Below are 14,058 nucleotides of genomic sequence, written 5' to 3' on the forward strand. Positions count from 1 at the left end.
GCTTAGCGAGTCCGGTTCAGCTAAGGGAGAGCTACGTCGTGCGAAAGCATCGACCAGATACAAGACAGGACGATTATGGCTCGCGGTTTCGATGATGGACGAATGAAGACTGGCGTGATCCGGTCCGTGCTCGCGGCGGCCCCGCTGTTGATGGCAACTCCGTCGTTTGCGCAGGTTACGCCGCCGCCGGTCGTCCCGACCACGCCTGCTGCCATGCCAACGCCGACGCTCGCGCCACCGGTGATCACCGTGCCGCCGCTGAGCGACACGCAGGCCGCGCTGCTCGACAAGCTGCTCAATGGCGACATCGTCGCACAGGGTCTGAAGTCCGCCGCCACGGTATCGACCAGCGCGCCGAGCAAGGACGAACTCGTCCGTGCCGCGCTCGACCATGCGCGCGCGGTGCATGCCGGTCGTCTCAGCGGCGCCGATTTCCAGAAGGATTGGGGCCTGCGTCCGCCGGCCTATGATCCGACCCCGGCGTTTGCCGACGCGGTCCGGCTCGATCGGATCGCCGCGTGGTTCGCGTCGCTGCCGCCGCCCTATGCCGGCTATGACGGGCTTCGTAAGGGCCTCCAGAATTACCGATCGATCGCCGCTACGGGGGGCTGGTCTCCGCTGGCGTCCGGCCCGGACTTCACCATCGGCGCATCCGGTCCGCGCGTGCTGGCGCTGCGCAAGCGGCTGGCGGCCGAGGACAAGGACGTCTCGACGAGCGGCGACAAATTCGATGCCGCGCTCGTCGATGCGGTCCGTCGCGCGCAACGACGCTACGGCCTCAACCCCAGCGGGATCGTCTCGACGCAGACGCTGGCTGCGCTCAATGTGTCGGCAACCGACCGCGTGCGTCAGATCATGGCGAACATGGAGCGCTGGCGCTGGCTGCCGCAAGACCTGCCGCGCGATCGTATTCAGGTGAACATCGCCGCGGCCGTGCTGACAGTGTTCGACGGCGATACGCCCGTGCAGTCGATGCGCGCGGTGACGGGACGCCCGGGCGACGAGACCCCGATGCTCTCCTCGACGATACACAGCATCGTCATCAATCCGCCCTGGAACGTGCCGACGTCGATCGCGACCAAGGAGCTTTGGCCGAAGGAAAAGGCCAACCCCGGCTATTTTAAACGCAACGGCATCAAGGTGATCGACGGCACGCGGCTTCAGCAGCAGGCCGGCGACCAGAGCGCGCTGGGCCGGTTCAAGTTCGATTTCGCCAACGACTATTCGGTCTATCTCCACGATACACCGAGCCGTGCGAAGTTCGCGAGCTTCAGCCGGCTTGCGAGCCATGGCTGCGTTCGCCTTGAAAAGCCTGCCGAACTCGCCGACCTTCTGCTCAAGGGCGATCCGTCCTGGACGCCCGAGATGGTCGACGCCGCAGTCGCCAAGGGTGACACGGTCCGCGCTCGCCTGACCAAGCCTGTGGCGGTCTATCTGCTCTACTGGACCGCGTTTGCCAGCGGCAACGGCCAGATGAACTTCCGCGCTGATCCCTATGACTGGGACGGCATCCTCGCCTCCAAGATCGAGGCGCGCACCGCACGCCAGACGATCGCCGCTCGCTGAGAGGGTCAGACATGACGATTTTCACCCGCACCCGTACCGCCATCGCCGGCGGCTTGCTTGCCGCGATGGCGCTGGCCGGCTGCTCGCGCTCCGAGCCCGAGCAGCCGCCGACGGATACGAATATGGTCGAGGATACCGGCGTAACCGAGTCCGAGGCGGCCCCTGCCCCGGTCGAGGCTGCGCCGGTCGAAGCGGCGCCGGCCGCACCTGCCGTGGTCGAACCGCCGCGCGAAAAGCCGGTCGCGCCGGACGAGCAGATGCTTGACGATGCCGACGCCACGGGCATGACCGCGCGCGTGACGCGCGATGAAGCGCCGGTGGAGAACGACGCCGAACCGCAGCAGTAGCGGACGTTTTACGATCCTCCCCCGCCAGGGGGAGGTGGCAGGCGTAGCCTGGCGGAGGGGGAGGTAAGGGAAACCTCTGTTCCGTGCCCCCCTCCGTCACCTTCGGTGCCACCTCCTCCGGGGGAGGATCAGGTCGAAGTCTACGCCGTCATCGCCGCCATGACCCGATCGCGCAGCACGACGGGGCAGATCAGCAGGTCGGGCATGTAGACATCTCGACAATTATACACTAACGGCGACCCGTCGATCCGGCTGCAATGCAGACCGAACGCTGCCGCTACCGCCACCGGCGCGGCCGAATCCCATTCATACTGCCCGCCTGAATGCAGGTAGATATCCGCCTCGCCGCGAACCACCGCCATCGCTTTTGCGCCGGCCGAGCCCATCGGGATCAGCGTCGCGCCAAGGGCCTCCGCAACCTTCACCGCTTCGGGCGCGGGGCGAGTGCGGCTGACGACCATCCGTAGTGGATCACCCGGCGGTGGCACCGGTGCGGGCTGGTCCGAACGCAGGACCAGACCCAATCCCGGTAATGCCACCGCACCGACCTCCGCGACCCCGTCGATCGCGAGCGCGACATGCACCGCCCAATCGTCGCGCGCCTCGCCATATTCGCGCGTTCCGTCAACCGGATCGACGATCCACACGCGCGACATCGCCGTCCGCGTCCCGTCACATCGACGTTCCTCGGACAACAGACCGTCGTCCGGCCGCGCATCCTGCAACGCATGGACGAGGAACGCGTTCGCGGTCTCGTCCCCGGCCTTGCCGAGTGCGCCGGGCGAGAACACGCCCGACCGTCGCACTTCGAGCAGCAACCGCCCCGCCGTCTCGGCCAGATGCGCGGCGAGTTCGCCGTCGGTCATCGCACTCATGGGATCAGCATCGCGACGATCGCATCGGCCGCCTCGTCGGGCGTCATGCCGGTCGTGTCGATCCGGATTTCCGGATTGGCCGGCGCTTCATAGGGGAGTCGATCCCGGTGAAGTTGGCCAGTTTCCCCGCCCGCGCCTTCGCATAGAGCCCCTTCACGTCGCGCCGCTCGGCCTCGGCGAGCGGCGTATCGATATGCACCTCGATGAACTCGCCCGGCGCCATCATCTGCCGCACCATCTCGCGCTCGGCGCGGAACGGCGAGATGAACGCGGTGATCACGATCAGCCCGGCATCGGTCATCAGCTTGGCGACCTCGCCGACGCGACGGATGTTCTCGACCCGGTCCGCATCCGTGAAGCCAAGATCGCGGTTCAGCCCGTGGCGGACATTGTCGCCATCGAGCAGGAACGTGTGGCGGTTCATCCGGGCGAGCTTCATCTCGACCAGATTGGCGATCGTCGATTTTCCCGCACCCGACAGCCCAGTGAACCACAGCACCGCCGCCTTCTGGTTCTTCAGCGCGGCGTGCGCCTCTCGGCCGATGTCGGTTGCCTGCCAGTGCACGTTCTGCGCGCGGCGGAGCGAGAAGTGCAGCATCCCCGCCGCGACCGTCGCGTTGGTGATCTTGTCGACCAGGATGAACCCGCCAAGCTGGCGATTGTCCGCATAGGGCTCGAACACCAGCGGCCGATCGGTCGAGAGGTTCGCAACCCCGATCGCGTTTAGTTCGAGCGTCTTGGCAGCAAGCCGCTCCATCGTATTGACGTTGATCGCGTATTTCGGCTGCTGGATAGTCGCCGTCACGGTCTGCGTCGCGAGCTTCAGCCAATAGGAGCGCCCCGGTAGCATCGCCTCGTCCGCCATCCAGACGACGGTCGCCTCGAACTGATCGGCCGCTTCGGGCGGCGACTCGGCGGCAACGATCACGTCGCCGCGCGAGCAATCGATCTCGTCCGCCAGCGTCAGCGTCACCGATTGCCCGGCGACCGCACTCGGCAGATCGCCGCCGAACGCTACAACGCGGGCGATCGTTGAGGTGCGCCCGCCCGGCAGGATGCGAACCGGGTCACCCGGCGCGATCGATCCGCTCGCGACCAGCCCCGAAAACCGCGGAAGTCGAGGTTGGGGCGGTTCACCCACTGCACCGGCATCCGGAACGCGCCCGCCTGATCCTCGCTGACGTCGAGCGTCACCGTATCGAGGTGGTCGATCAGCGTCGGTCCGTCATACCAGGGCGTGTTCGCGCTCGAAGTCGTGATGTTGTCGCCCTTGAACCCGGAGATCGGCATCGGCGTGAAGCCGGCGATCCCGATCGACTCCGCAAACGTCGCATAGTCCGCGACGATCCGGTCGTAAGTCGCCTGGTCGTACCCGACGAGGTCCATCTTGTTCACCGCGAGCACGAGGTGCCGGATACCGATCAGATGCGCGAGATAGCTGTGCCGCTTGGTCTGCGTCAGGATGCCCTTGCGCGCATCGACCAGGATCACCGCGAGATCGGCGGTCGACGCGCCGGTGATCATGTTGCGCGTATACTGCTCATGCCCCGGCGTATCGGCGACGATGAACTTGCGCTTCTCGGTCGAGAAATAGCGGTAGGCGACGTCGATCGTGATGCCCTGCTCGCGCTCGGCGGCGAGCCCGTCGACCAGCAACGCGAAATCGATCTCCTGGCCTTGCGTGCCGACCTTCTTCGAATCGCTCTCCAGCGCAGCGAGCTGATCCTCGAAGATCATCTTAGAATCATACAGCAACCGCCCGATAAGCGTCGACTTTCCGTCGTCCACCGACCCGCAGGTGATGAACCGGAGCAGGCTCTTATGCTGGTGCTGGAGCAGATAGGCGTCGATATCCTCGGCGATGATGTCCTGCACCTGATAGGCGGACTCTTGCACGCGCGTTGCCATCAGAAATAGCCCTCCTGCTTCTTCTTCTCCATGCTGGCCGAGCCCGCGTCGCGGTCGATCGCGCGGCCCTGGCGTTCGCTGGTGGTGGTCAGCAGCATCTCCTGGATCACTGCGGACAGGTTGTCGGCCTCACTCTCGACCGCACCCGTCAGCGGGTAGCAGCCTAGTGTACGGAAGCGGATCGAGCGCTCGACCGGCACTTCGCCGGGTTCGAGGCGGAAACGGTCGTCGTCGACCATCAGCAGCATGCCGTCGCGCTCGACCGTGGGGCGCGGCGCGGCGAAATAGAGCGGAACGATGGGGATGTCCTCGAGCTGGATATATTGCCAGACGTCGAGTTCGGTCCAGTTTGAGATCGGGAAGACGCGGATGCTCTCGCCCTTCGCTTTCCGCGCGTTGTAGAGGTTCCACAGCTCGGGGCGCTGTTGCTTCGGATCCCAGCGGTGATGCGCCGCGCGGAACGAGAAGACGCGCTCCTTCGCGCGGCTCTTCTCCTCGTCGCGCCGTGCACCGCCGAACGCCGCGTCGAACCCGTGAAGATCGAGCGCCTGCTTGAGCCCCTCGGTCTTCCACATATCAGTGTGGAGCGCGCCGTGGTCGAACGGGTTGATCCCGCGCGCCTCGGCCTCGGGGTTCTTGTAGACGAGCAGCTCCATGCCGCTCTCCGCCGCCATCCGGTCGCGCAGGTCGTACATCGCCTTGAACTTCCACGTCGTATCGACGTGCAGCAGCGGGAAAGGCGGTGGCGACGGATAAAAGGCTTTCCGCGCGAGATGCAGCATCACCGCGGAATCCTTGCCGACGCTATAGAGCATCACCGGGCGCTCGCACTCGGCGACCACCTCGCGCAAGATATGGATGCTCTCCGCCTCGAGCCGCTGGAGATGCGTGAGCGACACGGGGCCGGTATCTGGAAGTTTCGTCATCCCCCTCGACGTAGGACGTCGCGGCGGCGCGTACAGCATCGTATTTCTCGCCCGCCCCAAAGATCGAGCATTACCCCTCGATCGGATCCATCATCAGCGGGGCATGGCGATCGACCAGCGTTGCGCTCGCCGTGTTGAGGCCGATGACCTCGACCTCGCGGCCGTGGCGGCGGAGCTTATCGACGACGGTTTCGAGTGCGCCGACCGCGGTGACGTCCCACAGATGCGCGTTGGTCAGGTCTATGCGGACGGCGCGCGCTGTCTCGCGCAGGTCGAAGCGATCGGCGAAAATGTCGGCGCTGGCGAAGAAGATCTGCCCGCTTACCCGGTAGATACGCGTGTCGCTTGCCACGTCGTGATCGATCGCGACGTCCATCAACCGCGTGACCTTCCACGCGAAGAACACGCCGCTGAGCAGCACGCCGACGCCGACGCCGAGCGACAGGTCGTGTGTGGCGACGGTGACGACGACGGTCGCGACCATCACCACGCTCGACATCTTGGGGTGCCGCGCGAGGTCGCGGAGCGAGCCCCAGGAGAAGGTGCTGATCGACACCATGATCATAATAGCGACCAGCGCCGCGACCGGCACCTGCGCGACCCACGGCCGCAGCGGGACCATCACGATCAGCAGGAACACGCCTGCGACCATCGTCGAGAGCCGGCCGGTGCCACCGTAGCGGACGTTGCCGACGGTCTGGCCGATCATCCCGCACCCGGCGATCCCACCGAACGCGCCCGCCGCGATGTTGGCGAGGCCGAGCCCGGTGCACTCGCGCGCCTTCGAGCTGGTGGTCTCGGTGAGTTCGTCGACCACGCTGGCGGTCATCATCGATTCGAGCAGGCCCACGGCGGCCATCGCGAACGCATAGGGGGCGACGATCCGCAGCGTGTCCCAGGTAAGTGGCACGTCAGGTAACCCGAACGAGGGGAGCGAATCCGGCAAGCGGCCGAGATCGCCGACGGTCTTGAGCGGCATTGGAAACCACATCGCGATCGCGGTGAGGACGACTATGCAGATCAGCGGCGACGGGATCGCGCTGGAGATCCTGGGCATGAGATAGATGATCGCGAGGCCGCCGGCGATCATCGCATAGGCCTGCCAGCTGACGCCGACCATCTGCGGCACCTGCGCGGAGAAGATCAGGATCGCGAGCGCGTTGACGAAGCCAGCATGGACCGACTTCGAGACGAATCGCATCAAGATGTCGAGCTTGGCGAGCCCGAACGCGATCTGGAGCGCGCCGGCGAGGATCGTCGCGACGAGCAGATATTGCAGGCCGTGCGCGTGGACGAGCGCGGCGGCAACCAGCGCGACGGAGCCTGCCGCACCGGAGATCATCGCGGGGCGTCCGCCAGCGAACGCGATGACGATGCCGATCACGAACGAGGCGAACAGGCCGACTTCGGGATCGATGCCGGCGACGAAGGAGAAGGCGATGACCTCGGGGATCAGCGCGAAGGTGCCGACCATGCCGGCGAGCACGTCACGGCGCGCAGCCGTGGGGCCGCTGAACCATTCGGCCCGGTAACGAGAATATGATGTCATGTGTGTATCCGCATAGGACGCGAGAACCGCGGCGGTTGCGCGGGCGGTTCGTGATAAAAGCGTCGGTGCGTTGTCCGGCGGATCGGCGGCCGGAATAGCCACCCGGAATTGCACCGGGTCCATGCGAGTGGGGGTTCGTTAGCGGAGAGTGTGCTGCAACGCAACATTCCCCTGCGTCACGCTGTCGACATTAACCCTCGACCGCAACCTCTCGCATGCCCCACCTATCTTACCGTCACCCCAGCGAAAGCTGGTGTATCTCTCGGGGCAGATGTCGCACGCCTAACAGGGATACCCCAGCTTTCGCTGGGGTGACGGATAGAGCGGGTAACGGACGACGCGGCGTGACGGGGTTTTACGAAGAGGCGGCTAGCCCGGCCTACGTATAAAGATCCACGACCTCTGCCCCCTCGCCCACCGCCTGCAACAGCAAGGTTCGGTGGCAATGGCACGGGTCGCGTTCGTAACAGAGCAGCGCGCTCGGCTTCTCCGCGGCGAGCCCGAGCATGATCGCGGCCTGCGCCTGTGCCTCGGGGAGGTCGAGTTGCTCATCGTACACCGCGGTAAGCGTCGCTACGTCGCCCTTCTTTGCCGCGTCACGTCCGCGCTTCGGCGTTCCGAGCGCCTTTAGATGCATATAGTCGATATCGACCTCGCGCAACGACGCAGCCAGCGAGGTCTTCGAGAACCCAGGCCGCCGCGACAACGGGAGCGCGCGGACGTCGATCACCCGCTCCACCTCCGCCGCCTTCAGCGCGCTGAGGAAGTCGGCCATCGTCGTGGCTTCGTAGCCGATCGTGAAGATCTTCGTGGGGTGGGTCATGAAGGCGAAGTGGGATTGCACCGCCGGCACGACAACCGCTGACATGACACGCGTCCCGCGCTATCTGACCGGAATGACCCACGATATTCACGTCATCGGCGGCGGCCTCGCCGGATCCGAAGCCGCCTGGCAACTCGCAGAAGCGGGCCTCAAGGTCCGCCTTTCCGAAATGCGCGGCAGCGGCGAAGGCACGCCCGCGCACCAGACCGACGGGCTCGCCGAACTCGTCTGTTCGAACAGCTTCCGCTCGGACGATGCCGAAAGCAACGCGGTCGGGTTGCTCCATCAGGAACTGCGCACGCTCGGTTCACTGATCATGCGGCAGGCGGACATCCACCGCGTGCCCGCCGGCTCCGCGCTTGCGGTCGACCGCGACAATTTCTCGAACAGCGTGACGAAGGCGATCGACCAGCATCCGAACATCACCCTCGTACGGGAACGGATCGATGTCCTGCCCGACGACCCGACGATCATCGCCACCGGCCCGCTGACCGCAGCCTCGCTTGCCGCCGGAATCGGTGCCGAGACAGGCCGCGAGGCGCTCGCCTTCTTCGATGCGCTCGCGCCGATCGTCCACCGCGACTCGATCGACATGGACACCGCATGGTTCGCATCGCGCTGGGACAAGGGTGAGGGCAAGGACTACATCAACTGTCCGATGGACAAGGACCAGTATCTCGCCTTCCACCAGGGCCTGGTCGATGGCGAGAAGACGCCGTTCAAGGACTGGGAGAAGGATACGCCGTATTTCGACGGCTGCATGCCGATCGAGGTGATGGCCGAGCGCGGCGTCGATACGCTGCGCTACGGCCCGATGAAGCCCGTCGGCCTCGACAACCCGAAGACCGGGCGCTGGCCGCACGCCGTCGTCCAGCTTCGGCAGGACAATGCGCAGGGGTCGCTGTGGAACATCGTCGGCTTCCAGACCAAGCTGAAGCACGCCGACCAGGTGCGGCTATTCCGGACCATTCCCGGCCTGGAGAATGCGGAGTTCGCGCGGCTGGGCGGGCTGCACCGCAACACGTTCATCCGCTCGCCCGAGCTGCTCGACGAGACGCTGCGATTGAAGTCGCGCCCGAACATCCGCTTCGCCGGGCAGATCACAGGGTGCGAGGGGTATATCGAGAGCTGCGGGATCGGCATGCTCGCAGGGTTGTTCGCGGCGGCCGAACTGACGGGCAAGACGTTGACGCCGCCACCGTATGCAACCGCGCTCGGCGCGTTGCTCGGCCACATCACCGGCGGTGCGGAGGCGGAGACGTATCAGCCGATGAACGTGAACTTCGGGCTATTCCCACCGATCCCCGGCCGTACCAAGAAGACCGATCGCAAGAAGATGTACACCGACCGGGGCCGCACGGCGCTCGCAGAATGGCTCAACTCTCCTCGGCAACAGCCTGGACCGGTGGACAATTCACCCGAGCTGGCCCCTTCCGCTTGACCGCGGTCGTGGCGAATTCGGGCGCGGTCATCGCGCCCGATTTGTCACGATCCGCGTCGGCGAATTTGGTCGTCGCCTTCACCGCCCACTCGTCGAACGAAAGCTTCCCGTCGCCGTCCACGTCGAGCCGCGCGTAAGCCTTGCGCCGCTGGACGAGGTATTCCTCCCGCGTAATTTTCGCATCGCGGTCCTTGTCGTAGCGATCGAAGCGCTTCTGCTCGCGGGTCTTGTCGGTGGCTTGGGGCGCGGCGTCTGGTAGCGGATCGCTCGCGACAGGCGCTTCGCCCGATTGCGATACCGGTTGCGCGGGCAGCAGCGGCCGCGGCCGCGCATTCCCGCTGAAGACCAGGAACCCCGCGATGATCAACGCGATCACCGCCGTACCGCCAGCCAGATATCGCCACATCGTCGTCGCCCCCGCCTGCCAAGCGCGCACGCTAGGCCTCGAACGCGACGATCCCCATATGATGGGTCAGTATCCGGTCAGTCTGTGCCACGCCAAGCGTCCGACATGCCTTGCGCTCCCCAGCGTCTCGGGTGCCTCGGCGGCGTGGAACCTAGCGGACAGCGTCATCGCGCCGAGCGCCCGTCCGGGTACCGGCCAACGCCCCTGTAGCGCGCGATCAAGTCGCTCCACCGCCCGCGCTCGCACCGCGTCACGGTCCGACGGCGTCAGCGTTCGCAGCGCCAAGTCAGCCAGTGCCCACCCTTCTCCGGCAAGCCCTATGCGATCGTCGACAATACCCAGGACTGCGCCAGCGAGTTCAAACAACCGCCGTCCCCTCCGTACCGCAAACCGGTCGATCGCGGCCTCATCCAACGCAGGGTCAAGCAGTACGTCCCAACCATCGGTCAATTCGGCCAGCATGGTGCCGGATACACCTGCCGGTAGAACCGTGGCGTATAGTTCGCGCAGCAGTGGCTCGGCCGGCGGCGGCGTGGCATCCAATCGAGCCAGCGCCTCGTACCACCATGTTAGCCGCATCTGCCCGATGAGTGGCTCGCGTGTCGATCGCAAGATACCGGAAAACTTGTCATCGAGCGCAAACAGCGTCGCTAGCGCTCCCCTGACAGGTACCGGTGCGTAACTGAGTGCGAGCGCGCGCAGGGGATCTTCCGGGGTCATCGACCTCGCATACCGGGCATCAAACGTCGCGAACAGACGATTACGCGCCTGTTGACCATACTCTTTGAGCCGGATCCTCAGGGTCTGCCGTATCACGGTGACCGGCGAGAAGACCAGTTCGAAGCTTTCTGGTCTTCGCAACGCAGTACTCAACCTATACGACGCGCTCGCCCTAAACGTCAGTCCTACGATCGACTTACGCTATGGCTTCGTGACGTACACGTCCACGGTCAATGACGGATATGCAACCGGGGAACTGACGCCGGAATACCTTGTAAAGAACTGGAACTATGAAGGGTCGCCGCGTGACGCGGTGATCTCAACATCGGGACCTGCACGGTCAGGTCCTGGCCGGTGAAACCCAACCGGGACGATACGCAAGTCGACCACCACTACAAGCCAGTCGTAGGAACCGGCGGGCTGCCGAACGGTGCTGCGAAGATCTATTATATCGTATCATTGATCGTTCGCGACCGACATGATTTTGGCGAGATTTATAGTCCATCGCCGACCGCAACGCGCATGACCTGCGACGAATATACGAGCTGACGTCCAGCCGCGGCGACATGCCGCGACTGGACGCAAACATCAGCCCTTGTAGGTCACCTTCTTCACCGCCGTCACGACCTTCGCGACATCGACCAGCATCAGCTTTTCGAGGTTTGCCGCGTAGGGCATCGGCACGTCTTCGTTGGTCACGCGTAGCACCGGGGCGTCGAGGTCGTCGAAGCCGTGTTCCATCACCACCGACACGATCTCCGAGGCGATCGAGCAGGTTGCCCAATTCTCTTCGACGATGATCATGCGGTTGGTCTTGGCGAGGCTCTTCAGGACCGTCTCGGTGTCGAGCGGGCGCAGCGTGCGCAGGTCGATGACCTCCGCGTCGATGCCCTCTTCGGCCAGCTTCTCGGCGGCTTCGAGCGAAATCCCGACGCCGATCGAGTAGCTGACGATCGTCACGTCCTTGCCCTCGCGGACGATCCGCGCCTTGCCGATCGGCAGGACGTGGTTGTCGAGCTTGGGGACGTCGAAGCTGCGGCCGTACATCAGCTCGTTTTCGAGGAACACGACCGGATCCTCGGTGCGGATCGCCGCCTTCAGCAGGCCCTTCGCGTCGGCCGCATCGTACGGCGCGATCACGATCAGGCCGGGAACGCTCGCATACCACGCCGCGAAGTTGTGCGAATGCTGCGCACCCACGCGCGACGCAGCGCCGTTGGGACCACGGAACACGATCGGGCAGCGCATCTGGCCGCCCGACATGTAGTTGGTCTTGGCAGCCGAGTTGATGATGTGGTCGATCGCCTGCAACGCGAAGTTGAAGGTCATGAACTCGACGATCGGGCGCAAGCCCCCCATCGCCGCGCCTGCACCGATTCCGGCAAAGCCGTATTCGGTGATCGGCGTGTCGATCACGCGACGGTCGCCGAACTCGTCGAGCAGCCCCTGCGTGACCTTGTACGCGCCCTGATACTGCGCGACTTCCTCGCCCATCACGAAGACGCGGTCGTCCTCGCGCATTTCCTCGGCCATCGCATCGCGCAGCGCCTCGCGGACGGTCGTCTTGACCATCTCGGTGCCCTCGGGGATCGCGGGGTCGGAGATGCCGACCTTCTCTGCCGATGCGACGAGCTGCTGCGTGCCGCTCTCGGCCTTGGCAGGCGAAGCGCCTTCGGGAACCGGGGGTGCCTTGTCGTCCGACGGCGTTTCCTTCGGCGCGGCGTTGGCCGCATCGCCGGAGCGTCCCTCAGTCGGCTTGGCGTCGCTGGCGCTCTCGCCCTCTTCGAGGATCGTCGCGATGACGGTGCCGACCTTCACGTTGTCGGTGCCTTCAGCGACGGCGATCGAACCGATCGTGCCTTCGTCGATCGCCTCGAACTCCATCGTCGCCTTGTCGGTCTCGATCTCGGCGAGGATGTCGCCCGACTTGACGCTGTCGCCTTCCTTGACGAGCCACTTGGCCAGCGTGCCCTCTTCCATCGTCGGGGAGAGCGCGGGCATCTTGATCTCGATCGCCATCAGTACTTCTCCACCAGAACGTCGGTGTAGAGCTCGGCAGCATCCGGCTCCGGGGTCTGCTCGGCGAAATCGGCGGCTTCGTTCACGATTTTCCTGATTTCCTGTTCAAGGGACTTGAGGTCCGCCTCGGTCACGCCCTGCGCGTCGAGCAGCTTCTTCATGTGATCGATCGGATCCGACTTGTCGCGGACCGCCTGGACCTCGTCACGGGTGCGGTACTTGGCCGGATCGGACATCGAGTGGCCACGATAGCGGTAGGTCTTCATCTCGAGGATGACCGGGCCCTTGCCAGCGCGGACCCATGCCAGCGCTTCCTCGGCGGCACCGCGGCAGGCGAGCACGTCCATGCCGTCGACCTGGATGCCGGGAATGCGGAAGCTCTCGCCGCGGCGATACAGCTGGTCCTCGGCGGAGGCGCGGTTGACGCTCGTGCCCATCGCGTACTGGTTGTTCTCGATCACGAAGATGATCGGGAGCTTCCACAGCTCGGCCATGTTGAAGCTCTCGTACACTTGGCCCTGGTTCGCGGCGCCGTCGCCGAAATAGGCCATGCAGATGCCGCCGTCGTTCGAGTATTTGTGCTTGAACGCGAGGCCGGTGCCGAGCGACACCTGCGCACCGACGATGCCGTGGCCGCCGTAGAATTTATGCTCGGTCGAGAACATGTGCATCGACCCGCCCTTGCCCTTCGAGATCCCCGAATTGCGTCCGGTCAGCTCGGCCATGATCACCTTGGGGTCGATCCCGTAGGCGAGCATGTGGCCGTGATCGCGGTAGCCGGTGATCACCGAATCGGTCTCGCCGTTGAGCGCGGACTGAAGCCCGACCGCGACGGCTTCCTGGCCGATATACAGATGGCAGAAGCCACCGATCAGGCCCAAGCCATAGAGCTGGCCCGCTTTTTCCTCGAAACGGCGGATCAGCAGCATCTGCCGATACATTTCGAGCAGTTCGTCCTTCGACGCTTCGTACGGCTTTGGTTCGGCCGGTCGTTCGCGGTTCGTAATCGGCGGTTCGGCGATTGCGCGTGCTGGTGGGGGGTCTTGGCCACGATGTGGGAAACCTCGTTTTCCGTAGGGGAGTTGAGGGAGCCTATAGGCGCGGACGGGGCGGAACATCAATTCCCGTCTGGGGTATGTTAGTTTGCGGGGTGTGGGATGGGGTCTTGTCCCACCTGTTGCCGTCACGAAAAGGCCACCACCCCGGCGAAGGCCGGGGCCCAGTTGGAAGGTCGTAGTAACGACGTGCAGTCCTCAGTTAGCAACGTTCCCCAACTGGGCCCCGGCCTTCGCCGGGGTGGTGCTGAGGTAACGGAGGAGTGGTGGCGACAACACCGATACCAAACACGCCAGCCCCTCCTCCATGTTCTCCCGCGAACGCGGGAGCCCAGTCTGGGCTCCCGCGTTCGCGGGAGAACATGCTTTCTTCGGTCCGGCATCCTTGGTCAGGCCACTATCCCCACCCCAAGCAAAGCTCCG

Annotated in this window: 11 protein-coding genes, 1 pseudogene and 1 other annotated feature; of the genes and pseudogenes, 3 read left to right on the forward strand and 9 right to left on the reverse strand. The window is 64.9% G+C overall.

The genetic code is table 11. The features are described 5' to 3' along the window. The first annotated feature begins 102 nt into the window (after window positions 1–102). Both QP164_RS05920 and QP164_RS05925 read left to right on the forward strand, forming a co-directional pair. Complete coding sequence (locus QP164_RS05920) at window positions 103–1,566, forward strand: L,D-transpeptidase family protein (protein ID WP_333922509.1); 1,464 nt, start codon at window positions 103–105, stop codon at window positions 1,564–1,566. Between the two features lie 11 nt (window positions 1,567–1,577). Continuing rightward, window positions 1,578–1,913, forward strand: a complete 336-nt coding sequence (locus tag QP164_RS05925; protein ID WP_132896317.1) for a hypothetical protein — start codon at window positions 1,578–1,580, stop codon at window positions 1,911–1,913. Window positions 1,914–2,053: 140 nt separating this feature from the next. Here the strand turns inward: QP164_RS05925 and QP164_RS05930 are convergent, their stop codons facing one another. The 5 genes and pseudogenes from QP164_RS05930 to QP164_RS05950 all read right to left on the reverse strand — a co-directional run bounded on the left by QP164_RS05930 (window position 2,054) and on the right by QP164_RS05950 (window position 7,994). Beyond that, complete coding sequence (locus QP164_RS05930; protein WP_435368361.1) at window positions 2,054–2,779, reverse strand: 3'(2'),5'-bisphosphate nucleotidase CysQ; 726 nt, start codon at window positions 2,777–2,779, stop codon at window positions 2,054–2,056. Between the two features lie 5 nt (window positions 2,780–2,784). Further along, window positions 2,785–4,696 (reverse strand): annotated as a pseudogene (gene cysN / locus QP164_RS05935) (sulfate adenylyltransferase subunit CysN). Then, on the reverse strand, window positions 4,696–5,622 hold the full coding sequence (cysD, locus tag QP164_RS05940; protein ID WP_333922513.1) for a sulfate adenylyltransferase subunit CysD: 927 nt from the start codon (window positions 5,620–5,622) through the stop codon (window positions 4,696–4,698). Before cysD ends, cysN begins: the two are co-directional and overlap by 1 nt. A 70-nt stretch (window positions 5,623–5,692) precedes the next feature. After that, window positions 5,693–7,171: a SulP family inorganic anion transporter gene (locus tag QP164_RS05945; RefSeq protein WP_333922514.1), complete on the reverse strand. Its 1,479-nt coding sequence runs from the start codon at window positions 7,169–7,171 to the stop codon at window positions 5,693–5,695. A 68-nt stretch (window positions 7,172–7,239) separates the two neighbouring features. Further along, window positions 7,240–7,295 (reverse strand) — a sequence feature (sul1 is cis-regulatory element that is thought to sense ions involved in sulfur or methionine metabolism; They are found in Alphaproteobacteria). 255 nt (window positions 7,296–7,550) lie between these two features. Beyond that, the gene (locus QP164_RS05950) at window positions 7,551–7,994 is read right to left on the reverse strand and encodes a DUF488 domain-containing protein (protein ID WP_333922515.1); all 444 of its coding nucleotides are present in this window, start codon (window positions 7,992–7,994) and stop codon (window positions 7,551–7,553) included. A gap of 73 nt (window positions 7,995–8,067) precedes the next feature. Here QP164_RS05950 and trmFO point away from each other — a divergent pair, with 73 nt between their 5' ends. Continuing rightward, window positions 8,068–9,435, forward strand: coding sequence for a methylenetetrahydrofolate--tRNA-(uracil(54)-C(5))-methyltransferase (FADH(2)-oxidizing) TrmFO (gene trmFO / locus QP164_RS05955; protein WP_333924194.1), 1,368 nt, complete (start codon window positions 8,068–8,070; stop codon window positions 9,433–9,435). Here trmFO and QP164_RS05960 read toward each other — a convergent pair. The 4 genes from QP164_RS05960 to pdhA all read right to left on the reverse strand — a co-directional run bounded on the left by QP164_RS05960 (window position 9,371) and on the right by pdhA (window position 13,587). Continuing rightward, window positions 9,371–9,841 carry an EF-hand domain-containing protein gene (locus QP164_RS05960; protein WP_333922516.1) on the reverse strand — a complete coding sequence of 157 codons (471 nt, stop codon included), beginning with the start codon at window positions 9,839–9,841 and terminating at the stop codon, window positions 9,371–9,373. The two genes, trmFO and QP164_RS05960, sit on opposite strands and share 65 nt — an antisense overlap. Window positions 9,842–9,907: 66 nt before the next feature. Then, complete coding sequence (locus QP164_RS05965) at window positions 9,908–10,702, reverse strand: squalene/phytoene synthase family protein (protein WP_333922517.1); 795 nt, start codon at window positions 10,700–10,702, stop codon at window positions 9,908–9,910. A 447-nt stretch (window positions 10,703–11,149) separates the two neighbouring features. Then, window positions 11,150–12,580: a pyruvate dehydrogenase complex E1 component subunit beta gene (locus QP164_RS05970; protein ID WP_333922518.1), complete on the reverse strand. Its 1,431-nt coding sequence runs from the start codon at window positions 12,578–12,580 to the stop codon at window positions 11,150–11,152. After that, window positions 12,580–13,587 (reverse strand): pyruvate dehydrogenase (acetyl-transferring) E1 component subunit alpha, encoded by a 1,008-nt coding sequence (pdhA, locus tag QP164_RS05975; RefSeq protein ID WP_107955681.1) that lies wholly within the window; start codon window positions 13,585–13,587, stop codon window positions 12,580–12,582. The genes QP164_RS05970 and pdhA overlap by 1 nt, the downstream gene beginning before the upstream one ends. Window positions 13,588–14,058: the final 471 nt, after the last annotated feature.

The sequence above is a fragment of the Sphingomonas sp. LR59 genome (assembly GCF_036855945.1).
Classification (GTDB): Bacteria; Pseudomonadota; Alphaproteobacteria; order Sphingomonadales; family Sphingomonadaceae; genus Sphingomonas.